Annotated in this window: 16 protein-coding genes; 4 read left to right on the forward strand and 12 right to left on the reverse strand. The window is 59.4% G+C overall.

All coding sequences use genetic code 11. The annotated features are described in order from the left end of the window. Nucleotides 1–170: 170 nt before the first annotated feature. Nucleotides 171–2,201 carry a type II and III secretion system protein gene (locus KDL09_RS12350; protein WP_294385341.1) on the forward strand — a complete coding sequence of 677 codons (2,031 nt, stop codon included), beginning with the start codon at nt 171–173 and terminating at the stop codon, nt 2,199–2,201. Here KDL09_RS12350 and KDL09_RS12355 read toward each other — a convergent pair whose 3' ends face one another. From KDL09_RS12355 to KDL09_RS12375, 5 genes are all read right to left on the reverse strand, one after another. After that, complete coding sequence (locus KDL09_RS12355) at nt 2,202–3,176, reverse strand: ThuA domain-containing protein (RefSeq protein ID WP_294385344.1); 975 nt, start codon at nt 3,174–3,176, stop codon at nt 2,202–2,204. Between the two features lie 41 nt (nt 3,177–3,217). After that, entirely contained in the window at nt 3,218–4,633 is a 1,416-nt protein-coding gene (locus KDL09_RS12360) for a DUF1501 domain-containing protein (RefSeq protein WP_294385347.1), read from the reverse strand. A 1-nt stretch (nt 4,634) separates the two neighbouring features. After that, entirely contained in the window at nt 4,635–7,721 is a 3,087-nt protein-coding gene (locus KDL09_RS12365) for a PSD1 and planctomycete cytochrome C domain-containing protein (RefSeq protein ID WP_294385350.1), read from the reverse strand. Between the two features lie 122 nt (nt 7,722–7,843). After that, nucleotides 7,844–8,899, reverse strand: coding sequence for a PA0069 family radical SAM protein (locus KDL09_RS12370; protein ID WP_294385353.1), 1,056 nt, complete (start codon nt 8,897–8,899; stop codon nt 7,844–7,846). 23 nt (nt 8,900–8,922) lie between these two features. After that, nucleotides 8,923–9,717: a ParA family protein gene (locus tag KDL09_RS12375; protein ID WP_294385358.1), complete on the reverse strand. Its 795-nt coding sequence runs from the start codon at nt 9,715–9,717 to the stop codon at nt 8,923–8,925. Nucleotides 9,718–9,769: 52 nt separating this feature from the next. On the opposite strand from KDL09_RS12375, the gene KDL09_RS12380 reads away from it, so the two are divergent. Next, a complete protein-coding gene (locus tag KDL09_RS12380) occupies nt 9,770–12,868 on the forward strand; it encodes a DEAD/DEAH box helicase (protein ID WP_294385361.1) in 3,099 nt (1,032 codons plus the stop codon). Between the two features lie 3 nt (nt 12,869–12,871). On the opposite strand, the gene KDL09_RS12385 is transcribed toward KDL09_RS12380, so the two are convergent. From KDL09_RS12385 to KDL09_RS12400, 4 genes are all read right to left on the reverse strand, one after another. After that, on the reverse strand, nt 12,872–13,759 hold the full coding sequence (locus KDL09_RS12385) for an alpha/beta hydrolase (protein WP_294385366.1): 888 nt from the start codon (nt 13,757–13,759) through the stop codon (nt 12,872–12,874). 12 nt (nt 13,760–13,771) lie between these two features. Then, complete coding sequence (locus tag KDL09_RS12390) at nt 13,772–15,655, reverse strand: KUP/HAK/KT family potassium transporter (protein WP_294385368.1); 1,884 nt, start codon at nt 15,653–15,655, stop codon at nt 13,772–13,774. Between the two features lie 127 nt (nt 15,656–15,782). Then, nucleotides 15,783–17,849 carry a LamG-like jellyroll fold domain-containing protein gene (locus KDL09_RS12395; protein WP_294385371.1) on the reverse strand — a complete coding sequence of 689 codons (2,067 nt, stop codon included), beginning with the start codon at nt 17,847–17,849 and terminating at the stop codon, nt 15,783–15,785. 122 nt (nt 17,850–17,971) lie between these two features. After that, nucleotides 17,972–18,097, reverse strand: coding sequence for a hypothetical protein (locus tag KDL09_RS12400; RefSeq protein ID WP_294385374.1), 126 nt, complete (start codon nt 18,095–18,097; stop codon nt 17,972–17,974). A 123-nt stretch (nt 18,098–18,220) separates the two neighbouring features. Between KDL09_RS12400 and KDL09_RS12405 the strand changes: the two genes are divergently transcribed. Together KDL09_RS12405 and KDL09_RS12410 are read left to right on the forward strand one after the other, a co-directional pair. Beyond that, complete coding sequence (locus KDL09_RS12405) at nt 18,221–18,724, forward strand: hypothetical protein (protein WP_294385376.1); 504 nt, start codon at nt 18,221–18,223, stop codon at nt 18,722–18,724. Between the two features lie 170 nt (nt 18,725–18,894). Then, nucleotides 18,895–19,569, forward strand: a complete 675-nt coding sequence (locus KDL09_RS12410; RefSeq protein WP_294385378.1) for a hypothetical protein — start codon at nt 18,895–18,897, stop codon at nt 19,567–19,569. A 74-nt stretch (nt 19,570–19,643) separates the two neighbouring features. On the opposite strand, the gene KDL09_RS12415 is transcribed toward KDL09_RS12410, so the two are convergent. The 3 genes from KDL09_RS12415 to gnd all read right to left on the reverse strand — a co-directional run bounded on the left by KDL09_RS12415 (nt 19,644) and on the right by gnd (nt 23,182). Further along, on the reverse strand, nt 19,644–20,429 hold the full coding sequence (locus KDL09_RS12415) for a sialate O-acetylesterase (RefSeq protein ID WP_294385380.1): 786 nt from the start codon (nt 20,427–20,429) through the stop codon (nt 19,644–19,646). A 55-nt stretch (nt 20,430–20,484) separates the two neighbouring features. After that, the gene (locus KDL09_RS12420; protein ID WP_294385383.1) at nt 20,485–21,321 is read right to left on the reverse strand and encodes an alpha/beta hydrolase; all 837 of its coding nucleotides are present in this window, start codon (nt 21,319–21,321) and stop codon (nt 20,485–20,487) included. Nucleotides 21,322–21,739: 418 nt separating this feature from the next. Next, nucleotides 21,740–23,182, reverse strand: a complete 1,443-nt coding sequence (gene gnd, locus KDL09_RS12425; protein WP_294385386.1) for a decarboxylating NADP(+)-dependent phosphogluconate dehydrogenase — start codon at nt 23,180–23,182, stop codon at nt 21,740–21,742. Between the last annotated feature and the right edge of the window lie 5 nt (nt 23,183–23,187).

Raw genomic sequence — 23,187 nt, forward strand, 5'->3', positions numbered from 1 at the left:
ACCTAAATTCAAGGGAAAGATATGGAAATTATGGAAAACAGTATTTAATTAAGATATTCTGTTGGGATTTGTTTCGAATGACTTAGAATCACCATAAATTAGAAGTCACAGATCTAGAGTGTTAAATGGCATTTGATTTGTTTCGCCATAAATGTTATAATTCTAATAATATGCGCTATTTCACCGCAAAGTTCCAGATCATTCTGTGCATCGCCCTGACGAGTGTGTCAGGAACTGTGCTGCGCGCTCAGTTCAATGAAAGCACGATGCATCTCATGTCGCCGGAATATGAGATCGAGGCGAGCAGGCTGCGGGCTGCCCCTCCTCAGCAGTATGACTTTTCCAAGGCGATGCTCAGTGATGTTCTCCGGTTCCTTGCGACCGATGCGGGGATTTCGTTTTTCTCCCTGCCTGATGATAGTGCGGATGGCAGTCGCCTGATTACGTTTTCCATCAGATCCAGCCCCTTTCAGGTTTTGGAGACCCTGTGCAAGGCCAATGGCTTGGCAATCATTCCTGACAACGGGATTTGGTACATCCGTCCGGCTGATGATCGGGAACTCATTGGCAAGTCCTATGAGATCAAACACAACTCGCTCGAAATGGTGGAACGCGTTAATTCTGGTTCCGGTTCGTCCTCCGTATCCTCCAGATCAGGCGGCGGTGGTGGTGGCGGTATCAGTAGTGCCGCCACAGGGATGGATCTTCAGGGATCTAGCCACACTTTCGCTGTCAAGCGCAGTGAAGTGATCAACGACATCCGCGCTCTGCTCGGCCTGCCTCCTGAGGAACTGGACGGCGGGCAGGCGACGGCCGGCATTCCGGGCATCGGCGGTGCCGGCACTGATGAGAATGCCGCCCGTGCCATGAACTCCAATGAACTAAGTTCGGTGCGCAAGCCCAAGGTGATATGGAAGTCAGATTCCAACACCTTGTATATTGTAGCCACACGTCTGCAACATCTGTGGGTGGAGGGTTACCTTGCCGCTGCGGACAAGCCTCAGACGCTCATCGCTATCGAGGTGAAGTTTATCGAGACATCCCGTGACCCGTCGCGTGAGTTCGGCATCGACTGGACGGGAACCCTTGAAACCGGAAACTTCCGGCAGGTGACCAAGACCGACACCACCACGGATGCCACCACCGGACAGCAGACGGTCAATGTCGAATACAACTCCGTTCCCACAAGTGGCGGCTTCCGAACCGACCTGGCTCCGCTGCTCAGTGCGTTCGACATGAACAATGCGGCGAAAACTCTCGGGTGGCCCGCTCTCAGTGTTCTCAGTGCGCAGGATGTGAACATCAAGCTTCGTGCGATGATGCGTGATGAGGAGACGAACACGACGTCTTATCCGCGCATGGTCACTCTCAGCAATCGCGAGGTCGCCATCCGCAGTGTGGTCAATCAGCCCGTGCTGGATGCAAGCTCAACCGCCAGTTCAGGCGCCGTGGGCGCCACCACCACCACACAGGTGGCGTATCTGCCCATTGGTACCGTTTTGAACATCCTGCCAAAGAAGATGCAGGCGGACAAAGTGCTTCTCAACATGGCGGTCACTGTTTCCAGCATCATCGGCACCCAGGTGATCTCGGGCAATCCGTATCCCATCGCCTCGTCACGCGTGTACAGTGCGCCAGTCGAAATTGACTCGGGCTACACAGTGGCCGTTGGTGGACTCGATGAAGCACGGGAACGTGAAGGTCAGGCCGGGGTGCCATTCCTCAGCAAGGTGCCGGGATTGAAATGGCTCTTTAATTACAAGAGCCGGAGCAAGAACCACAAGAACCTCATGCTCTTCATTACGCCGACCATCATCGATGCGCGTCAGGGCGGTCTGCCTCCAAATCCTCAGTCGGTGGTGCCCCAGCGTCCGAATCTTCCCGGCAAACCCAAGGTGGACTCATCCACCGGCGCGTTGATTGGCGGCAGTGCTTCGTTGCCCAATACCGTGGCCTATCTTTCACGCGAGGCCGAGACTCTCGGCAACACCATTCAGGAAAGCCGCATCACCGACGAAGTCGGCCAGAAACTCAAGGAACTGAAGATCGCTGTGGAGCGGGTGCACGCACAGTGCGAAACGCTGAAGCTCAGTGAGCCTGCGAAGTTCGCAATGATCGACCAGCATCAGTTGATGCTCAAAAACATCCTCGATCGACTTGCCTACTTCCAGCGCATGATGTTCACGAAGAAGTACCTTTGATCAACGAGCCGCAACGCGTTGAAATACGCGGGGCGTTCCGAGGTCTGCGCTCTTGGGCATCGGGGCGTTCTTTGGGTCGAGATTCTGTTTCAGATCATCGGGTGTCACCACGGATTCGACGCCGTTTGCCGGCACTTCGGCCTTGGAGACCCAAAGAAGCGCGTTCAGCACCGCCTTGCGCACATTGTCGTTGCCCCAGTTGTCATGGAAGTGCCCGCCGGTGAAACCAAAGCCGCGTCCGCCATCGGCACGCTCAATCGTCCACATCATCGTTTCCGGACTGCCTTTTTCAGCCTGGATGTGGGGATACGGCCCTTTGGGATACACGTAGGGTCCGTCGCGGGTCGCATCGCTCGGAGTGGCGATCAGAATCGGAGCAAACTTGGCACCGTTGTCATCTGCAGGGGCCACGCCATGGCCGAAGGCAGGGCGGAAGCGCATGTGGAAGTACCATTCATCCTTGGTGGTAAAGGGCTGCACACCGTTCGTGACAGGATGTTTGGGAAGCTCGGTGTAGTTGGCGTCCCAGATCGGATTGCATGAATACGCGTTTTCATAGTGACCACCCAGCCATGCTTGGAACTCCTTGCCGGCGTCTGCAGGCACAATTTCGACGCCGTAGTGCATGCAGCCAAAGCCCATACCTTTGGCGATCAGTTTGTGCAGCGTTTCCAGATGTCCATCCACCACGGCCGGATGTTTGCCGCCTCCATCCGCGTAGATGACCACAGCGTCGGCATCCTCAAAGGTCTTCTCGTCGCTCACCCAGCCCTGCTCATGGCGGTCCACCACCAGGTTGGGCACGCTTTTCAGGCATTTCTCCAACAGCATGGTTCCAGCACGGAACTCATGCATGCCGGGCGGATGGGAGGGCTTTCCGGCGATCAAGACCAGCTTCTGTTTCCCGTCGGGTGTGACGGCGTGGAGAGAAGAGGCAGCAGTAACAACAATGATTGCGGCAATGAAGGACTTCATGACCGCATCATTCGCTGTGAATGGATCAAATCAAGGCCGGGCTACGCAATCACGCCCTTCACCAGATTGCCATGAATGTCCGTGAGCCTGTAGTCGCGGCCTTGGAAACGGAAGGTGAGATGTTCGTGATTGAGGCCGAGGAGATGGAGAATCGTGGCGTTCAGGTCATGCACATGCACGGGATCACGCGTGATGTTGTAGCAGTAGTCATCCGTCTCGCCGAAGGTGGTGCCCTTTTTCACACCTGCTCCGGCCATGAAGATGGTGAAACAGCGCGGGTGATGATCGCGTCCGTAATTGGTCTCCGTCAGCGTGCCCTGCGAATAGATGGTGCGGCCAAATTCGCCGCCCCAGACGATGAGTGTGTCATCAAGCAGACCACGCTGCTTGAGATCCTTGATCAAAGCGGCGGTCGGCTGATCGGTGTCACTGCATTGGCCGCGAATTGCATTGGGCAGTCCGCCGTGATGATCCCAGCCCATGTGGAAAAGCTGAATGAAACGCACGTCACGTTCTGCCAGACGTCGGGCCAGCAGGCAGTTCGCGGCATAGGTTCCCGGCTTTTTGACGTCGGGGCCGTATTCATCAATCACGTGCTGAGGCTCCCTGGAGATGTCGATTAAGTCGGGCACGCTCGATTGCATGCGGAAGGCCATTTCATACTGCGCGATGCGGGCGGTGATCTCGGGATCACCAAACAGGGCATGATCGTGCTGATTCAACGCCGACAGCTCATCAAGCATGCCACGGCGCATGCCGCGGTTCACACCGTTCGGGTCGGAGAGATACAGCACAGGATCGCCCACGTTCCGGAACTTCACGCCTTGATGTTGCGTGGGCAGAAAGCCGGAACTCCACAGCCGGTCGTAGAGCGGCTGATCATTGGTGCGTCCGGTGCCGAAGGATGTCAGCACCACGTAAGCCGGCAGATCACGGTTTTCGCTGCCGAGGCCGTAGCTGAGCCATGATCCGATGCTCGGACGTCCTGCGAGCTGCGAACCCGTCTGGCAGAAAGTGATCGCTGGATCGTGGTTGATCGCCTCCGTGTGCATCGACCGGATGAAGCAAAGCTCGTCGGCGATCTTCGAGATGTTCGGCATCAGCTCGCTGATCCACGCGCCGCTTTTGCCATGCTGCGCGAATTTGAACATCGACGGCGCCACGGGGAAGGTCTTCTGACCTGAAGTCATGCCCGTGAGACGCTGCCCCATGCGAATCGAAGCTGGCAGATCCTCGCCGCGATGTTTTTCCATCTGCGGTTTCGGATCAAACAGGTCCATCTGCGAAGGCGCTCCGCTTTGAAACAGGTAGATGATGCGTTTCGCCTTCGGAGCAAAGTGCGTCGGTGCGGCCGCGAGCTGTGAGGCGAGGGCCGTTGATCCTAGCGCGAGCCCGCTGTGCTTGAGAAACGCGCGGCGATTCAAGCGGTCCTGGAGTTGAAGCGTGGGGGAGGTCATGTCAGTCACGGGTGATGGTTCGGTCCAGATTGAGCAGTACGCTCGCGGTCATCGTGTAAGCGGCGAGTTCGGAGGGATTGAGGGACGAATCGGGTTTTGATTCGCCGGTGGTGATCAGCTTCGTGGCGGATTCAGGGCTCGTCTTGAAATCGGCGAGGCGTTGAATCAGCCCCGCCAGCAAAATGCGTTTGGAATCAGCGTCGGGAGCACGTGCAGTGACGAGGCGGTAGGCGTAATCAATGCGTGCACCGGGTGTCGCTCCGCCTTCCTTGATGATTCGCTCAGCCAGTGCACGCGCCGCTTCGACGAAGGTGACCTCGTTCAACAGCGCGAGCGCCTGCAACGGCGTGTTCGTGCGCGAACGTTTCACCGTGCACAGTTCCCGGGAAGGGGAGTCAAACAGCAGCATCGTCGGCGGTGCGGCTGTGCGTTTCCAGATGGTGTACATCGTGCGGCGATAAAGCCCTTCTCCGCTGTCGTGCTTGTATCCTCGTAGATTCCCATACTTGCTCGTTTCGTCCCACACGCCTTCGGGCATGTAAGGACGGACGCTGTCGCCGCCGATTTTCGGCACGAGCAGGCCGCTTACGGCGAGAGCCTGATCGCGTACCAGTTCACCGGCGAGCCGGAAACGTGGTCCGCGGGCGAGCAGCCGGTTGTCTGGATCTTTGGAAACAAGTTCAGGCGTTACCTTGCTTTGCTGACGGTAGGTCTGGCTCATCACCATGAGTTTCTGCATCGCCTTCATGTCCCAGCCGCTCCGCATGAACTCAGTCGCCAGCCAGTCGAGCAATTCGGGATGCACCGGGTATTCCGCCTGCGAGCCGAGATTTTCCGTCGTCTTGCAGAGGCCATAGCCAAAGAACTTTTCCCATGCGCGATTCACCCAAACACGGGCGGTCAGCGGATTGGAGGAATCCACGAGCCACTTCGCGAGGCCGAGACGGTTCATCGGTGCGCCTTTCGGCAGCGGTGGAAAGACAGCGGGCAGGCCCATGCCGACTTTGACAGTGGGCTTGTCGTATTCGCCGCGGTTGAGGATGAAGGCATCCCGCGGTTGCGGCATTTCTTCCATCACCATCACGTTCGGCAGTTTGTTCTGCTCGGCTTCCAGCGCCTTTTGCTTCACGGCGGCGAGGTCGGTCGCGCGTTTGATCGGGCTGTCCACGTTCGCGAGGAAGAATTTCTCGAGTTCGCCTTTCTGTGCCGCGCTGCGTTTGGCTGCGGGGATTTCAAGCACGTTCTTGATGGCGGCCAGTTGTGTGTCGCCGTCGAGCTTGAGCGTTTCCGCCGGCGCGGCGGTCGCGGAAAGGCGGAAGCGGCCGATGTTGTGCCCGTTGATCGCCTCATGGCGCAGGCGCAGCAGCAGTTGGGTGCCATCGCTGGATGAAATCGGTTTTTGCAGCACGAACATCGCACGGCGCGGATCACGCTTCGTCGGTCCGTCAATGGCCCAGCCTTTGCCGCCGTCGCGTTTGAGTACTTTTTCAATCTCGTAGCCCTTTTGCGAATAGTCCGCCGTCGCGCGTGCCAGTTTCTGTTTCTCCGGTTCACCGCCGGGCTTCTGCACAAAGACATCGAAGTCAGTGAGCACGAAGTTTCCGTTCGCGTAGCGTCCCAGGCTTTGATTCGGCAGTGAGGGATCGGGCAGGCACTCGAGGAGGAAGGCGGTCACGCCGTCTTTCGGCAACGGCGCGTCGAAGACGTAGGTGTCTTTGGGGGGATTTGGTCCGCTTGCCAGATACGAGCCGTCACTTTGACGCGTGAGTTTCGCGCCTTTGTCAGCGAGTTTGGAAACAACCTGTGTCGGTTGCAGCGGCGCCCAGGTGTTTTGGGTCTGAGAGAGGTTTTTCAGCGCCTTCGGTTCCCAGGCTGCGACGAGCTTCGCCAGATCCTTGCGCGCGGCTGCGGCCTGCTGCTTTGCCTGGTCGATTTCTCGTTGAATTGATGCCAGCTTCTTCTCCGTGGCGGCATCGGTGACGGTGACGAGCGGTGGTTCGTTGCCTCCGGCGCGGTTCGAACCGCCGGTGATCGTGCCCCGATCGGTCGTGTTGTTGAAGAACGAGAACAGTTGGTAGAACTCCTTCTGTGTGATCGGATCATACTTGTGGTCATGGCAGCGGCAGCAGTTGAGACTGAGCGCGAGCCAGGTGAATCCGGTGGTTTCGACGCGGTCGATGACGTTCTCAATGCGCCACTCCTCGCCGATGATGCCGCCTTCACCATTGATGCGATGGTTGCGGTTGAAGCCTGTGGCGATCTTCTGCTCAAGCGTCGCGTTTGGCAGCAGGTCACCGGCGATCTGCTCGATGGTGAACTGGTCGAACGGCTTGTTTGCGTTGAAGGTGCGGATCACCCATTCGCGCCAGGGCCACATGCTGCGGCTGCTGTCCGTCTGAAAGCCGTGGCTGTCGGCATAGCGTGCGAAATCGAGCCACTGCATCGCCATGCGCTCGCCGTAGTGCTCGGACGCAAGCAGACGGTCCACGACCTTCTCGTAGGCGTTGGGGGATGCGTCGCTTTCGAAGGTGGCAACTTCGGCTGGTGTTGGAGGGAGTCCGACCAAATCGAGCGACGCACGACGAATCAGCGTTGCGCGATCTGCTTCGGGCGAAGGTTGGAGCCCTTCTTTGGTCAGACGAGCCGTGATGAATGCATCAATCGGCTGCTGGCCGGCCTTTAGAGCCGGGACTGCCGGACGAGTGGGAGGGATGAACGCCCAGTGCCCTTGGTATTCCGCTCCTTCGGCGACCCATTGTTGCAGCAGTTCCTTTTCGCGCGCCGTGAGCGGTTTGCCGAGCTTGGGGGGCGGCATCAGGTCGTCTTTGTCGGCCGTCAGGCAGCGGGAGATCAGTTCGCTGTGCTTGGGATCGCCGGGCTTGATGGCCGCGACCCCGGATTCTGCCGGGCGGAGCGCTTCATCGCGGACATCGAGCCGCAGTCCGCTTTTGCGCTCTTTTTCATCCGGCCCATGGCAATGGAAACACTTGTCCGAGAGGATGGGGCGGATGTCACGGTTGAAGATGATCTTTTCCGCGGCAGGAGCCAGCACGGGCAGTAGGAGAAACAGCAGGGACAAAGGGCGCATTCATGGAAGGCAACGCCGTTTTGGCGACCGATCTTGCTGCGAGGGCCGGAGCGCTGTTAGTATCAGCCTAACTCAAGTTTTCTGGACAGGATGCCTGAGACACCTGGCAGTGTCACAAGATGTCAAAACAACTCCATCTGCCCGCCGGGATCACGTGGACGGCGGAATGAGGCGGAACTGACTTCGGGGCGGCGGTGAAGCATGCCGGCACGTTGGATGGAGACGCGGAAGAGCGCTGCAGTTTGCTGGGACCAGACGCCGACGCCTTTGAGGCGCTTGCCGAACTCGCCGTGGGAGAGCGTCGAGCCCTGAGTCTCCTCGATGCGGCTGAGCACCTTGTCCCGCATGCCGGGGAAGTGCTGGTCGAGCCAGGCGATGAAGATGTCCTTCACGGCAAAGGGCAGCCGGACAACGGTGTAACCGGCGAACTGGGCACCGGCGGAACGCGCGGCGTCGATGAGCGCGGGAATCTCAGAATCGTTCAGGCCGGGAATGATGGGCGCGGTGGAGACTCCGACGGGAATTCCGGCTTCGTGCAGGAGACGAATGGCCTCCAGTCGCATCTTCGGGGAAGAGGCGCGGGGTTCGAGCTTGCGTGCGAGATCGGAATCGAGCGTGGTGAGAGAGATGTAGGCAGCGGTGGCGTGGTGACGAGCGAGTTCGGCGAGGTGATCGATATCGCGGGTGATGAGGTGGTTTTTCGTGATGAGGACGACAGGATGCCGTGCCTCGGCCAGGACTTCGAGACAACCTCGCGTGATGCACAGCTTCTTCTCGACGGGCTGGTACGGATCGGTGACCCCGCTGAGAGAAAGCGTGACGGGCTTGTAGGAAGGCTTCAGAAGTTCGGCGCGAAGGAGTGCGGGCGCGTTTTCCTTCACCATGATGCGTGACTCGAAATCCACCCCGGCGGAGAAGCCAAGGTATTCATGGGTGGGCCGGGCGTAGCAGTAGGCGCAGCCATGCTCGCAGCCGCGGTAAGGATTCAAACTGGCCTCGAAGGGGAGGTCGGGGCTGCTGTTGCGCGAGATGATGGAGGAGGAGTGATCGCGCAGGAATTTCGTGGCGATCTTCTCGGGCGATTCGCCCGGATCGTACTCGATTTCCAGTTCGGCAAAACGCCGGGCGGGGTTGAAGGCGGATCCGCGTCCGCGAATGCCGGCGGAAGGAGTCTCCATGCGGGTGAGCTCCTCTCCTGGGATCAGGCGGCGGCGGCAGCGGCCGGCTGCGGGGTGCGCCGGGCAAGGAACTCATCCGCCAGCGCCCCGTAGGCGATAGAGCCGCGGCCCGAGGGTTCGTACTCGATGATGCTCTTGCCGAAACTGGGGGCCTCTCCGAGACGGACGGTGCGCGGGATGAGAGTCTGGTAGCACGTCTCGGCGAAGTAATTGCGCACGTCGTTGACGACCTGGTTGGAGAGGTTGGCGCGGCTGTCGAACATGGTCATGACAATGCCTTCGAGCAGCAGGTTTGAATTAGCGCCGCATTCACGGATCTGCTGCACGACATTGACGATCTTCGAGAGACCTTCGAGGCCGAAGTACTCGCACTGGATCGGGACGATGAGTTCGTCCGCCGCGGCGAGGGCGGAGGTCATGAGCACGCCGAGCGATGGCGGGGTGTCGAGAATGGCGTAGTCGAAGTGGCCGGAATCGCGCAGCGGGGCCAGCACCTCACGGAGGCGGGCGAGGTGGTTGCCGGCCTGGGCGAGTTCGATTTCACAACCGGCGAGCTCTTGATGGGAGCGAATGATGGAAAGGTTGGGCAGGCGGGTGCTGCGAATGGCGAGACGGGGGTCTGTGCCTTCGACGAGGGCGGAGTAGAGACTGCCACCGTCTTCTTGCGCGAGGCCGAGTCCGCTGGTGGCGTTGGCCTGGGGGTCGAGGTCGATGAGCAGCACCCGAACACCGCGCTGGGTGAGGCACGCGGCGAGGTTGACGGCTGTGGTGGTCTTTCCGACCCCGCCTTTTTGATTGGAGATGGCAACGATCCGCATAGGCACTTGACGCTGGACTTTGCAGATAAACCATGGGACACGCCAGCACGAAATGGAAATCACAGAGAAATGGCTCGGAGAGATCGGCGGATGGGCGGTGATGAAGTCCGCTCGCTCGCTGGTGGATGCAGGACTGGCGGCCGTGACCAGCACCAGTGACGGATTGATTCGCGGCACGGCGGGATCAGGAAAAATGAAGTTCACCACCGGCCTGCGCATTCGCACGGCCTCGGATGTGGAAAACCTCTGCACCTGCCCGCATGCACGCCGCAGCGGCATGATGTGCGAGCATGCGCTGGCCGTGGCCTTGGCACATGTGCGTCAGCAAAGTGGAGCACGACCTGTGGCCAAAACGGGTGCAGCCCCAGCCTCGGGTGCAGAATCAGCCAAAACGGGTGCGACTCCACGCCGGGCGCTGCCGATGGCGCCGCTGACCATTCCCGGGCGTTACTCGCTCTATTTGCCGGAAACCCTGCTGCAAGGGCAGGTGCGGGAGCCGTTTGGTGTCTTCGTCAAATATGAGGCAGGGGGCGAATCGGAGTCGTCGTGGTTTGCCGCCTGGCTGGCCGGGCAGGGAATCCAGCAGCCACAGAGCCTGCCGATCTCGCTCAAGGGTGAGAGCTTGAATCTCTTTCTTCTCTCGCTCGCCGAGCATCCTCGGGTGTTTGTGGGCAAACCGAACGGCAGGGAGAAGGCGCTGCACGTGGCTCCTGAACAGGTGCGGCTGCCATTGGTGGTGGAATCGGTCGATCCTCAAACGGTGCGACTTCAACTCGAGGGCAAGTCGCAGCTTCATGTCCTCGGAGCCTGGTGGTTCTGCCGGGAAACCATCACGCTGTTCCGGCATCTGGCCGAGAACTCTGCATTGATCACGCTCGCAGGCGATTTGAGCCGGGGCCCGGTCACACGTCCGCTGCGCTGGCTGGCCGAACAGGGGGAATCCTTGGGCGAATGTTTTCAGATGGAACTTCGGGGCGAAGGGCTTGGGAAATTCCACGTCGCGCCGGTGCCCTGTGAATTCGAAATCCAGTTGGAGGGATCGCTTCAAGTCTTGGATGCGAAAGTCTCTGCCCGATACGGTGTGCATCACTGGCCCGTGCGACATGCCGGAGAGACTCATTGTATTTTTCCCATTCAGGACGACGCGAACAAGTTTGTCTTCTATGCGCAGAATGGGGAGGGAGAATCTCGTCTGCTGAGGCGGTTGGAGTCGCTTGGATTCAAATCGGAGGGACAAAGCTGGCGTATTCAGGGCAGTGAAAACATCCTGAGGTTCTACGCTTCTGAAATGCGCCAGTTGCGTGATTGGGCCACGATCTCCGAAGGTGAACGCTGGCGCACGGTGACACGAGGGATTCAGCGCATCGCTCCGAAGACCAAGTTCGTGCCGTCGGCCGGACAAACGGGAGGCAGCGACTGGTTGAGCATGGAGTTCGCCTACGAATCGAATGATGGCTTCCGCCTGCCGCGAGCCGAAGTGCTGCGGTTGGTACGTTCCGGTCAGCGTTCGGTTCAAGGAGCCAATGGTAAGCGCTACATCCTCGACATCGCCGCGGTGGACGATCTGGAGGAGTCGCTGCGCGACGTGCCGCTGGAACTGACGCCGGAAGGGGCGCGAGTTCACGGGGCGCATGCGGCTTACTTTGGTGACGAAGCCGCCGGAGGTCGAAACGAAATCAAGATCACCGATGCTGAAGTCCGCGATGAAATCGGCGACTTGGCCGGCATGCTTCGTCCGTATCAGATGGAGGGTGTCTGCTGGATGACCTCACGTATTCTCCAAGGCCGTGGTGGCATTCTAGCCGATGAAATGGGCTTGGGAAAAACGGTTCAGAGCATCGCGCTGGCGCTGTTTCTGAAACAGCGAAAAGGGGCGCAGAGTGGCCCGGTGCTGGTGGTCTGCCCCAAGTCGTTGCTCGGAAACTGGCAGGCCGAGTTTGAGCGCTTCGCGTCGGGTCTCAAGGTGCTTCAGGTGCAGGGATCCGGTCGCGAAAAGGCGCTCGGTTTGATCAAGGATCACGATGTGGTGCTGACCTCGTATCAGTTGGTCATTCGTGACATCAAGCACTACCAGGGCATTCGCTTTGGACTCATTCTGCTGGATGAAGCAAGCTTCATTCGCAATCCCGACACCGATGCAGCCAAAACGCTTCGAGGTCTTCAGGCGGACGGTCGGATCGCGCTGACAGGTACGCCGCTGGAAAACGGAGTGAGGGACTTGTGGTCCATTTTCCAGTTCGCGTTGCCGGGTTATCTCGGAAATCAGAGCTCCTTCCGCGAACGGTTCGAGAGCCCTATTCAGTCAGGTCTGGATCTCCCGGCAGGCAGGGCTGCGGCGCAACGATTGCAGAAACTGACACTGCCCTTCTTCCTGCGCCGCACGAAACGTCAGGTGCTCAAGGATCTGCCGGAGAAGATCGAGCAGGTGCTGTGGTGTGCTCCGAGCGCCGCTCAGAGCGAGTTCTACCGCAAGATTCTGGAGGAAGGACGAGAGGAGATCAAAGCCGCTCGTCGTCGTTCGGGTCAGAACGGGGCGAAGATGACGATGTTCACCGTGTTGCTGCGGCTGCGGCAGGTGTGCTGTGATCTTCGTCTTACCGGCGTGCAGGCGGACGCGCTCAAAGGTCTGGATCAGGAGGAGTTGTCCGGCAAGTGGCCCGCGCTCATGGGCCAGATCGAGTCCACGCTTGAGTCCGGCGGCAAGCTTCTTGTCTTCAGCCAGTTCGTGCAGTTCCTGCGGCTGATGCGTGAGCAATTGAAGGCCGAAAAACTCGATCATGCCTACCTGGACGGCAGCAGCCAGGACCGTTCGGCGCAGGTGGAACGGTTTCAAAAAGATCCGAACTGCCGCATCTTCCTAATCAGCCTCAAGGCGGGTGGCTATGGCCTGAACCTGACCGCGGCTGACAACGTCATCCTGGCCGATCCATGGTGGAATCCCGCCGTCGAATCGCAGGCCATTGACCGGGCGCACCGCATCGGTCAGCAGAAAGTCGTGAACGCCTACCGCCTCGCCATTCGTGGCACCGTGGAGGAGCGCATCCTCAAACTTCAGGCGCAGAAACGCGGTCTCGTGGAAGCCGCCTTGAACGATCAAGCTCCGATGATGGAAGGACTCACCGAAGATGATTTGGAAGAACTGATCCAGTAGCCGTTACTTCGTCAGCTTATCAAGCAGGAAGCCGAACAGGTCCGGGTACTTCATGTGCGCGTAATCGTTGTTGTAGTTGATCTCGTGCTCAATGCCCACGGCCTTGAGCTTCTCCTCCAGACCGGCGCCGAAGTTCGCGGAGTGAGGCGGGTCCTTGTAGGGCTGGCCGAGATGGGGTGGGTTGTCGTAGAACAACAGCACCGGCGGATCATCGGCGCTTGCGAGCGCGTAGGGCGAGAAGCGTTCGATCCAGGGCAGGAGGCTTTCGCGTTTGTCGAGAAACTCCTGCATGCTGCCGAGTGCGAAAGCATGGTTGCCATACTGGTTGTTCGGAATCCACGCCTGCATCTGCTGCGGGTCCAACGTGGTCTGCGGAACGAACCCGAGCGCACAGCTCAGACGTGTGGATTCACGGGCGATTGGATCATCACTCGTCGCGTCCGCCATGTCCGGATGAAAGGCAAGCCACAACACGGTGAAACCGCCGGCGGAACCACCGCAGCCGCCGATGCGCTGCTTGTCGATGTTCCACTCGGTCGCCTTGCTGCGAACAAACTGCAGGGCGCGTGCTGCGTCATCGAGGCAGGCCTTCACCGGCGGATCGATCTTCTCCGCGCTGGCGTCGCTGATGAGGCGATAGTTGATCGAGACTACGGAGATGCCGTTTTCGAGGCACTTGGCGAGGAAGTCGGGATTCGCCTTGTCACCGGTCATCCATCCGCCGCCGTGAACGAAAAACAGCAGCGGGATCGGCTGCTCCGCCTTGGCCTGGTAGAAGTCGAGCACCTGCCGTTCATGCTTGCCGTAGGACACATTGGCCTGGGTGGGAGTCTGGGCTTGAGAGATGGTTCCAATCAGCAGGCAACCAAGTGCGAGGCGAAATAAGAGCATTGGGGGTGTTGATCAAACCTCCAACTGAATGCCGAGTTCGATGACCTGGCGTGGCGGCAGATCGAAGTAACCCGTGGCAGGTCGGGAGAGGCGGGAGAGCATGACAAAGAGTTTCTTCCGCCAGTCGGCCATCTTGCCGGGGCCGTTGGTCAGCAGCACCTCGCGGCTTTGATAGAAGGTGATGGCGTTGCGCTTGATCTTGGTCTTCGAACTCAGCGCGGCGCACAGATCGTTGAACACGTCCGGAGATTCGGAGAAACCGTAGCGCAGGATGACGCGGTAAAACTCGTCGTGATATTCGCTGATCTCGTTGCGCTCCTCGTCACTCACATAAGGAACGTCTTCGAACTTCACACTCATCAGCACGACCTGCTGATGCAGCGCCTTGTTGTGCTTCAAATGATGCAGCAGGGCGAGCGGAAGACCGTCGGCGCTGGCGGACATGAACACCGCGGTGCCGGGCACGCGGATGATGCGGTCTTTCTTGATCTCATCGACGAGGTGCTGCACCGGCAGCCTGCCGCGCAGCATCGCCTGATACAGAACCGCGCGTCCATCCGTCCAGGTTTTCATGACCAGCAGCATGCCTGCTGCGACGGCGAGCGGGAACCAGGCACCGTCGAAAAACTTGGTCAGACTTCCCGCGAGATAGCCGGCCTCGATGATCATGAAGCTGACCACGGGCAGGCCGGCCTTCCACAGCGGCCAGTTCCAGATGCGGGTGGCGATGCAGAAGAACATGCCGCTCACGAGGAACATCTCCATGGACACGGACAGACCGTAGGCGGAGGCGAGATTGCTTGAGGAGCGAAATGTGAGCACCAGCGTGACACAGGCGATCATGAGCAGAAAATTCACCTGCGGCATGTAGATCTGCCCGCGGACATCGGGATTGGTGTGAATGATTTTCAACCGCGGCAGATATCCCATCTGCACGGCCTGCTGCGTGATGGAGAAGACACCGGTGATCATCGCCTGGGAGGCAATGATGGTGGCGATCGTGGCCAGGACGATGACCGGGACCAGCACGGGCGCCGGCACCAGGCGGAAGAAAGGATTGCCTGCTGCCGAGGGATCTCCCGTGATCAGCGCCGTCTGGCCGAGATAGTTCAGCGTGAGGCAGGGAAAGGCGAGGATGAACCACGCCCGCATGAGCGGCTTGCGCCCGAAGTGCCCGATGTCCGCGTAGAGAGCTTCACAACCGGTCACGGCGAGCAGCACGCTGCCCATGATCACGATACCGTGCATGCCGTGGTGGGCGAGGAAAGCCCAGCCCCAGTGGGGAGACAGGGCGAGAAGCACTTCGGGATGAGACGCCAGCCGATAGAGTCCGAGGGCGCCGAGGGTGCTAAACCACACAATCATGACGGGCCCGAAGCTGGCGCCGATCTTGGCGGTGCCGTGACGTTGCAGAAAAAACAGTCCGATCAGAATGCCCACCGCCAGCGGGACAATAAACTCGTGCAGGTTTTGACTCAGAACCTCGAGACCCTCGACGGCGGAGAGCACGGAGATCGCAGGGGTGATCATGCCGTCGCCATAGAGCAGGGACGCACCCAGCAGGGCGATGATGACAAACCCCCGGACCATGCGGGGGCTGAAGGCGTTCTTCTTGCCACGAAGAAGGGAAAGGATGGCGAACATGCCGCCTTCACCCTGATTGGTCGCATGGCTGACGATGGCGAGGTATTTCACTCCCACCATGATGCACAGGGACCAGAACATCAGCGACACCGGTCCGTAAAGCAGCGCACGGTCGGGGTTGGCAGGATCGAAGTTCGCGTGATGCAGGCACTCCTTGAGCGCATAGAGCGGACTGGTGCCGATGTCCCCGAATACCACCCCCAAAGCCACCAGGGCCAGGGTCCAGCTGTTTGAGTTTTTGTGTTCTGACATGAGGTGTCTTCGGGGTTTTTCCCGAAGCCCTGAGTGGATCAGGGTCAGATGCTGTTAGCCAGCGGGGGGCGGGATGCAAGGGACAGTTCGGCGCAACCTCCTGCGCCAACGAACAGTGCTTGTTTCCTTAGTGGACGCTCAGTTTTGCGACTTCGTCTGCACTCAAAGCACGATCAAACACGGCGATCTCATCCATGCGGCCTTCCCAGTTCGAGTCGTTGTCGCTGCGGCCGCCGAAGAAGACGGAGGGAATGCCGACGGCCGTTGCTTTTGCCTCGATCTCCAGACTGCCGTTGAGATAAACACGCGCCTGGTCACCCTCGCGAACCAGCACGACGTGCTGCCAGGTCCAGCGTGGGATCTCGGTCTTGCCGCCTGCATTTTGGAACACCAGCCGACCGGCGTTTCCGCTCGTGCCGCCGATGCCGAGATGTTCGCCGAAGGCGCTGGTGCCATGATTGTGATCGCGGGAATAGAACCAGCCGTTCACTTCTCGCGCATCGTTCGGCAGCCCGTTCCAAATCCACAGGGAGATCGTGTAGTTGTCGCCGATACCCGCGACGTCTGCACACAAACGACCACCGACGAAGTGGGGCGCGCGGTTCACCTCGCCAGCGCAGAACTGGTCCGAGTGCGGACCGTCGAGATAGTAGGTCACCCAGGCTTCATAGGCGGCATCGCGATGATTTTTCGTCGCGTCCTCCGCCAAAGGTCCGGCGAATTCGTTCAGCCGCCACCACGCGAAGGGCTTCAGCGCGGCGATCGCTTTAGCGGCAGGACCGTCGCTGAGCTTCCACGGCTTGCGAGGCTTGTTGCTGACGGTTTCGAGCAATGAAATGGCAGCCTGCGTGATCTTCGGCTCGGCGCTGACTTCGAGCCCGGCGGAACGAGCGGCCCAGGTGTTGTAGCCGCCGAAGAGATGCTGCTCGGGCGGCGGGATGTAGCCGTCGCCGCCGTTGGCGAGTTCGATGACCATGGTGCGGGGCAGGGGGCTGGCCGCTTTGATCTTCAAGCCGGTGATTGCATAGGTTTCGTTCGGCGTGGTGGCGATGCCGATGTCGCCGATGCGCAGCGCCTGGACGACAATCTCTGTCTGCTGCTTTTCATGCAGCAGGATCTGCTCACGCGCATACACCTCGGGTTGCGTTTTTGGCAAACGGTCGCCGACTTCCGCCATGACTCGCTGTGCCCATTCAAGGCGCTGTTTGTCGGGCACGCGATAATTGAGCGTCATGCGCTTCTCTGCCATCGCCACATCCACATCGGCGCGATACTCGATGCTCGCATACGCCTTCATCGCGATGTCGAGCAGGCCGTTCGTGTATTCTTCCATCGTCGGCTTCGGGCGGTCCTTTTCCGGCACCTTGTAGTCCACTCGGTAGATGTCCCCGCTGCATCCATGCGACATGATGCCCACCATCTTGCCTTCAGGATCGATGCGCTGGCGCAGGCCGTTCGAGAACAGGCCGAAGTAGTCGGCGCCGATCGCCTTGTCGCCAAAGTAGTGCATGGAGAAGTTGCCGAGCACGGCGATGGGCTTGCCATCCTTCGTCTGGATGGAGATCAAAGAGAGATCCGGATCTTCCGGGCCGGATTCGCCGGTCACATCATCCCAGTTGCGGCCTGCATGCATCGTGGCGCGCACGGTGGGATTGCCGAAGGGATCTTCGCTGATGCGATCGGGACGTTTGATCCAGCGACGCAGCGCGGTGAATTCCGCCGCATCCGCTTTGGCAAAGCCGATGCGCGCCGGTTTCAACGCCGCCTTGGCGGCAGCGATCGCCTCCACTAGTTTCTCCTTCAAAAACGGCACGTAGTTCGGGTCCGCGTCCGTTCCGAGGCAGCCCATCGACGCCGGCACCGAATGCGCATGCGTGGCGGAGATCAGCATGCGGTCGGCGGGGATGCCGGTCTTCGCCGCGGCCATCTTCTTCGCGTCATCGAGCACATCGCGGCTCATCATGCAACTGTCCACCACCACGATCGCGATCTGCGTCTTCCCATCCGTGGCAACAATCGCCCGCGCATTCACGGGCGTGAAGATCTCTTCGGCATAACGGCTGATCATCCCGCCGTTCACCAGCACGGGCAGCTTGGGCGGGCTGACGTCGATCACCGCAGCCCCAGCCTGAAATTCGGCGCGGGCGGATGACGTGACGATGAGAAGAGCGAGCGGGAGGAGTCGTCGGATCATGGTCCGAAACATACGGCCATGAAGAGCAAGCTCTTCCCTCTTAGAGCAAGAGAACGGTAGGGGCACGCTGCGTCGTGTCCGAAGATAATGGGACGCGGCGCAGCGCGACCCTCCCCGGCCGATTACTTCGTCATCTTCAAATACGTCTCGGCATAACGTTTACCGAGTTCGCGAGCACAGAAGGCTGTGCGGAGGCTGACACCATCGAAACAGACAATCGGATCATCGACATTAACGATTGTATTCACGCGCATCGACGCGGGAGAGTGTTCCTACACTCGCTTCAAATGCGCGCGACCATCTGCTAGCAGCTGACACAACTCTCTCTCACCACTCTCTTTGTCCCCTAATTTCTTTAACCCGTTCTTCCCATGAAAGGCCATTCCACTTTCAACATAGTGATCGGCTGCTTTGGGGCCTGTTTTGGGTTTTTGTGGTGCATCGTCAGCTTCGGCTTCATTGGAGACGCCGGCTTTAGCTGGTCCAACATCGGCAAAGGCATTTTGCAACTCAGCTTGGTCCTTGGTCCACTCATCCTAGCCTGCGCCCTGTATGCTTGGTCTGGTGTTCTGCTGTGGGACGATACGACCCCCAGGCTGAAAAAAGCCCTCTACCGCTTAGCTGGCACCATCCTTCTAATCTTTGTCTGGAACATGGCACTTCTCATCATGCTGTTTCGTGATCACTCACCACTTTTGCATGAACCCGTGTCCTACCTGCCGGTGCTTATCCTCATCGCGCTCTGTGTGCAGTGGTGTTTTTTGCAAGTCTGTCACCACCGTCGTCGCATAAATCCCGCAATCCCATCTTCGTGCCACGTCCAAGGCCAACACGACGCGACACCCCGAAGAGCCGTTTACTCGCTTAGAAACTGAATATGCCTCCTCCAGACACTGCAACCACTGTCACGGACTCGCCAACCGACGCCGGGGATCGCCCAAAGTCGAACAAAGGCTGTCTCGGTTGTTTGGGCGTCATCGTCGTTTGCCTCTTGATTTATGAGATTCCAAAGCAGGTCGAGCCCTACTTTCGAAAACCTCGCCCTGTGGACATCACGATCGTGGACGAAACCAGTCATCCGCTTGCTGGTGTGACACTTTCCTACGAAGATAAGACTGAAGTTCCGGTTCAAGAGGTCGTCGGCTTGGGGTATGGCTATGGACGGCCCACTTCCATCGGTCCATACATCACACATCGGAAAGTGCGCACGGTCACGACCGACGCTTCCGGCCATGCGCATTTTGAACTCAAGTGGGACGGTGCCGCCCTTTCGGCCTCTGCACAGGGCTCTGATTTGCATGTCTTTCAGGTGTACAGCGGAGGATACGGCAGCGATCTGCTGGCATACCTTGCCGGCCATATTTCAAAAGGCTCGGGCATGAATAACAACTTTAGTTCCCAACACGCCGATTGGACTCACTTCACTGTTTTTGTCACTTCATTTAAGCGAATACGCGAAAAGGCGGAGCGCGGTGATCCGAATGCTCAATACGTGCTGGCCTGGAGCTTGCGCAACGGGTATGGAGTGGCCGAGAATGGGCCTGAGGCCTTCGCTTGGTATCGCATTGCCGCAAAGCAGAACAACGACGCTAAACTCATTGTATCTGATATCAATCAGACGCACAACATGATGCACTACGAGCGGTGGCGTGAATTCCTTGGCCAGAGTGACAAATATGTGAAGGCGTTTGAGGCGAAGATAAAAAGTCTGGCGCCCTGATGTCTAGAACTTCCATGTTCTCCTGGAAATAGGCCGTCAGTGGCTCAACTTCATCTCTTAGGCTTGCAGCCCGCCTACTTCGTCATCTTCAAATACGCCTCGGCATAACGTTTGCCGAGTTCACGATACGAGGCTGAGTCGAAGTGCACCTTGTCACCTTTGTGATGCAGACCTTCGGCGCTGACGAAGGCGGCGTGCGGCACCTTGGTGGCCAGATCTTGATGCGCCTTGTCCACGATCTCCTTTTCGGGATTCCATGGCACGCCTTCGAACTTGCCCATCTGTCCGGCGATGAACGGCGCATCGGGTGATTTCACAAGTTCACGCAGGCGCTTCACCAGATCGATCAGCTTCGCTTCATACACCGGTGCGTCCTTGGCATTGCTGTCGCTCTCGCCCTGATGCCAGAGGATGCCTTTCAAAGTGCCTGCGGGCAGCGCTGCTTCGACACGCTTCACCGTGTCGTCCCACGGATGGCTTTTCGTCGGCGGATAAAACACACCCGGCTGCCAGGCGCTGATCGGCGAACCGCCAACGGCACAGGGGATGAGTCCGATTGTCACGCCCGGATTCGCCTCCGCGATGATCTGGCCAAACGTCTTGCCGAGACCGACGCCCGCGGCCGGTTTGTCGAAATGCATCGGATCACTCGCCGGCACCCACTGGCCTTCCTTGCTCAGCATGAGCACGCGCGGATGCGGGGTCTTGTCCTGCTCCTCCACGACGCCGCGTCCCGCCATGTTCGACTGGCCGACGAGCAGGAAGAGCCAGAACTTGTCCTTCGCAGGCGGTGTCTGGCCCTGGACGAGTGGGGAGGTGGAAAAGAGAACGGCGCAAAGAAGAAGCAGGGAGCGGATCATGGTGGTTGGTGGGTGAAAATGAAGTGGGGCGGCGTGTTTGCCAAGCTGTTACCGGCTACTTCAGCGTCTTCCTCAGCCACGCGATCATCTGCGCCTGATAGTCCGAGCCCAGTTTCGCCCAGCCGCCCATGCCATGCACGCCGCCGGGCACGGTGATCGTTTCGCAGGCGTTGCCCGCGGCCTTCATCTTCTTTTCAAAGGCCACGCTTTGGGAGATCGGCACCGTTTCGTCCTTGTCTCCGTGAATTTGCAGGAAGGGCGGCAGGCCCGGCTTGATGTGGTTGATCGGTGAAATGTCCGCCAGCTTCTGCCAGGCCGCGTCATTGAGTTCCTCGGTGCCGATCAGGCCGCCGAGTCCTCCCAGCGCGTTGCGGCGCTTCACCTGCACCACGAGATCCTGCGGCGGATAAAACGGCACCACCGCCGCCACCCGCGTGTCACCCTCGCCCGTCACACCCGCCCATGACACGAGATGCCCGCCTGCTGATTCGCCGATGAGCGCGATGCGCTTCGGATCCACTTTGTATTCCGCCGCATGTGCCTTCACCCATCGGATCGCGCTGGCCACGTCATCCGCACACGCCGGCCACGCATGCTGCGGCGCGAGGCGGTAGTTGATCGTGAACCACGTGAAGCCCGCCTTCGCCAGCGGTTCAAACAGCGGCTTGATGAACGAATGCTTGTCCCCCTTTGTGAATCCACCGCCGTGAACGAGGATGCACGTCAGGAATGGGCCCTCGCCCTCCGGCACGAAGGCGTCGAGCGTCAGGGAGACATCGCCCGCCTTGGCGAACTCGATGTCCTGCTTCAGTCCGGGAAAGTTGAAAGGCTTGGGATCGGCGGCATGCGAGACAATGGTGAACAGGAAGGTGAGCAGGGCGGCGCGTTTCATGATGGTCGGGCAACGAAGCACCCGTTTCCGTTCTCGCCAGACCGTGTTTGAAAACCTGTTTGAAGCAGCGAGGGACTGCGTCAGCGCAGGGAGGCGGGGTCTCTGACCCCGTTGCCTTGGGAATCGCGAGCATGGCAGACCTTGTGCGAGCGATGGAAACTTCCAGGGGAACAGAGTTCCCCGCTCCTTGGAGCACTGACCGGTATGTTTGGGGACAAAGAGACTGCGCAAGCGGCTCAACTCCAAGGAATGGGGTCACACGCTCGTCATCCCGGTTTGGTAGGGACGCGCTGCGCCGCGTCCGACTTTTTGGGTTTTGCGTTACCGCTGTGAACCGATAAAAAGGCGGCTGAGTCTCCCCAGCCGCCTTGGTGATGATTTGGATGAAGCGGACAAGAGTGTCCGTGGTCCTATTGGGTTAGCCAATCACTTCCGGCCACTCCGTATGGAAGAACTCGCCTTCGGGCTTGTCGGTGCGTTCGTAGGTGTGGGCGCCGAAAAAGTCGCGCTGGGCCTGGAGCAGGTTCGCGGGGAGGCGGGCGGCGCGGTAGCTGTCGTAGTAGCCGAGGCTCGCGGAGAACGCGGGAACCGGGATGCCGTTCAGCGTGGCGATGGACACCACTTCGCGCCAGTTCTGCTGGGTCTTGCTGAGCACGTCCTTGAAGAACGGATCGAGCATGAGATTGGCCAGCGAGGCGTTGGTGCGATAGGCATCGGTGATGCGGTTGAGGAACTTCGCGCGGATGATGCAACCACCGCGCCAGATGGCGGCGATGCGGCCGAGGTCGAGGCCCCAGCTCTTCTTCTCGCCCATGGTCTTGATGAGATCGAGACCCTGCGCGTAGCTGATGATCTTGGAGGCGTAGAGGGCGTCGTGCACTTTCTTGACGAGCTCGGCCTTGTCGGTGGTGATGTTGACCGTCGGGCCGGTGAGCTGGGTGCTGGCGGCGACACGCTGCTTCTTCTGGCTGGAGAGGATGCGGGCTTCCACAGCGGCGTTGATGGTGCTGATGACGACGGCGTTTTCGGCGGCGTTGAGCAGCGTCCACTGGCCGGTGCCTTTTTGGCCGGCCTTGTCCACGATGAGTTCGACCACGGGCTTGCCGGTTTCAGGATCTTTTTGCTCCAAAGCCTTGCCGGAGATCTGGATGAGGTAGCTGAGGAGATCGCCCTCGTTCCACTCGTTGAAGATGGCGGCCATCTCGTCGGTGGTGAAGCCGGCGTGCTTGAAGATGTTGTAGGCTTCGCAGATGAGCTGCATGTCGCCGTATTCGATGCCGTTGTGGATCATCTTCACGTAGTGACCGGCGCCGCCGGGGCCGATGTGGATGACGCAGGGCTCGCCATCGACCTTCGCGGCGATGGATTCAAAGATGGGCTTCATCACTTCCCAGGTGCTGGCAGGGCCGCCGGGCATGATGGAGGGGCCTTTGCGGGCGCCTTCTTCACCGCCGGAGACGCCGGCGCCGATGAAGCGCAGGCCTTTTTCGGCGAGGTAGGCATCGCGACGCTCAGTGGTCTGGTAGAAGCTGTTGCCGCCGTCGATGACGATGTCGTCCTTGTCGAGGAGGGGGATCAATTGCTCGATCACGGCGTCCACGGCGTCGCGGTCGGTGTCCTTCACGGCGGTGGACTTGACCATGATGTGAATCTTGCGCGGCGTGGCGAGGCTCTGGACGAACTCTTCCAGTGTGTGGGCTCCGACGAGGGCCTTGCCGGGGTGTTTGGCGATGAATTCGTCGGTGACGCTGGTGGTGCGGTTAAAGACGCTCACCTGAAAGCCGCGGCTTTCGACGTTGAGAACGAGGTTTTGGCCCATCACAGCGAGGCCGATCAATCCGAAGTCACTTTTTTTACTCATATTTG

Source organism: Prosthecobacter sp., assembly GCF_020439865.1.
Lineage (GTDB): Bacteria > Verrucomicrobiota > Verrucomicrobiia > Verrucomicrobiales > Verrucomicrobiaceae > Prosthecobacter.

Bases quoted from the DNA above. Each gene is read 5' to 3' on its own strand.
- KDL09_RS12350 (WP_294385341.1), top strand. From the start codon at position 171: ATGCGCTATTTCACCGCAAAGTTCCAGATCATTCTGTGCATCGCCCTG.
- KDL09_RS12355 (WP_294385344.1), bottom strand. From the start codon at position 3,176: ATGAAGTCCTTCATTGCCGCAATCATTGTTGTTACTGCTGCCTCTTCT.
- KDL09_RS12360 (WP_294385347.1), bottom strand. From the start codon at position 4,633: ATGACCTCCCCCACGCTTCAACTCCAGGACCGCTTGAATCGCCGCGCG.
- KDL09_RS12365 (WP_294385350.1), bottom strand. From the start codon at position 7,721: ATGCGCCCTTTGTCCCTGCTGTTTCTCCTACTGCCCGTGCTGGCTCCT.
- KDL09_RS12370 (WP_294385353.1), bottom strand. From the start codon at position 8,899: ATGGAGACTCCTTCCGCCGGCATTCGCGGACGCGGATCCGCCTTCAAC.
- KDL09_RS12375 (WP_294385358.1), bottom strand. From the start codon at position 9,717: ATGCGGATCGTTGCCATCTCCAATCAAAAAGGCGGGGTCGGAAAGACC.
- KDL09_RS12380 (WP_294385361.1), top strand. From the start codon at position 9,770: ATGGAAATCACAGAGAAATGGCTCGGAGAGATCGGCGGATGGGCGGTG.
- KDL09_RS12385 (WP_294385366.1), bottom strand. From the start codon at position 13,759: ATGCTCTTATTTCGCCTCGCACTTGGTTGCCTGCTGATTGGAACCATC.
- KDL09_RS12390 (WP_294385368.1), bottom strand. From the start codon at position 15,655: ATGTCAGAACACAAAAACTCAAACAGCTGGACCCTGGCCCTGGTGGCT.
- KDL09_RS12395 (WP_294385371.1), bottom strand. From the start codon at position 17,849: ATGATCCGACGACTCCTCCCGCTCGCTCTTCTCATCGTCACGTCATCC.
- KDL09_RS12405 (WP_294385376.1), top strand. From the start codon at position 18,221: ATGAAAGGCCATTCCACTTTCAACATAGTGATCGGCTGCTTTGGGGCC.
- KDL09_RS12415 (WP_294385380.1), bottom strand. From the start codon at position 20,429: ATGATCCGCTCCCTGCTTCTTCTTTGCGCCGTTCTCTTTTCCACCTCC.
- KDL09_RS12420 (WP_294385383.1), bottom strand. From the start codon at position 21,321: ATGAAACGCGCCGCCCTGCTCACCTTCCTGTTCACCATTGTCTCGCAT.
- gnd (WP_294385386.1), bottom strand. From the start codon at position 23,182: ATGAGTAAAAAAAGTGACTTCGGATTGATCGGCCTCGCTGTGATGGGC.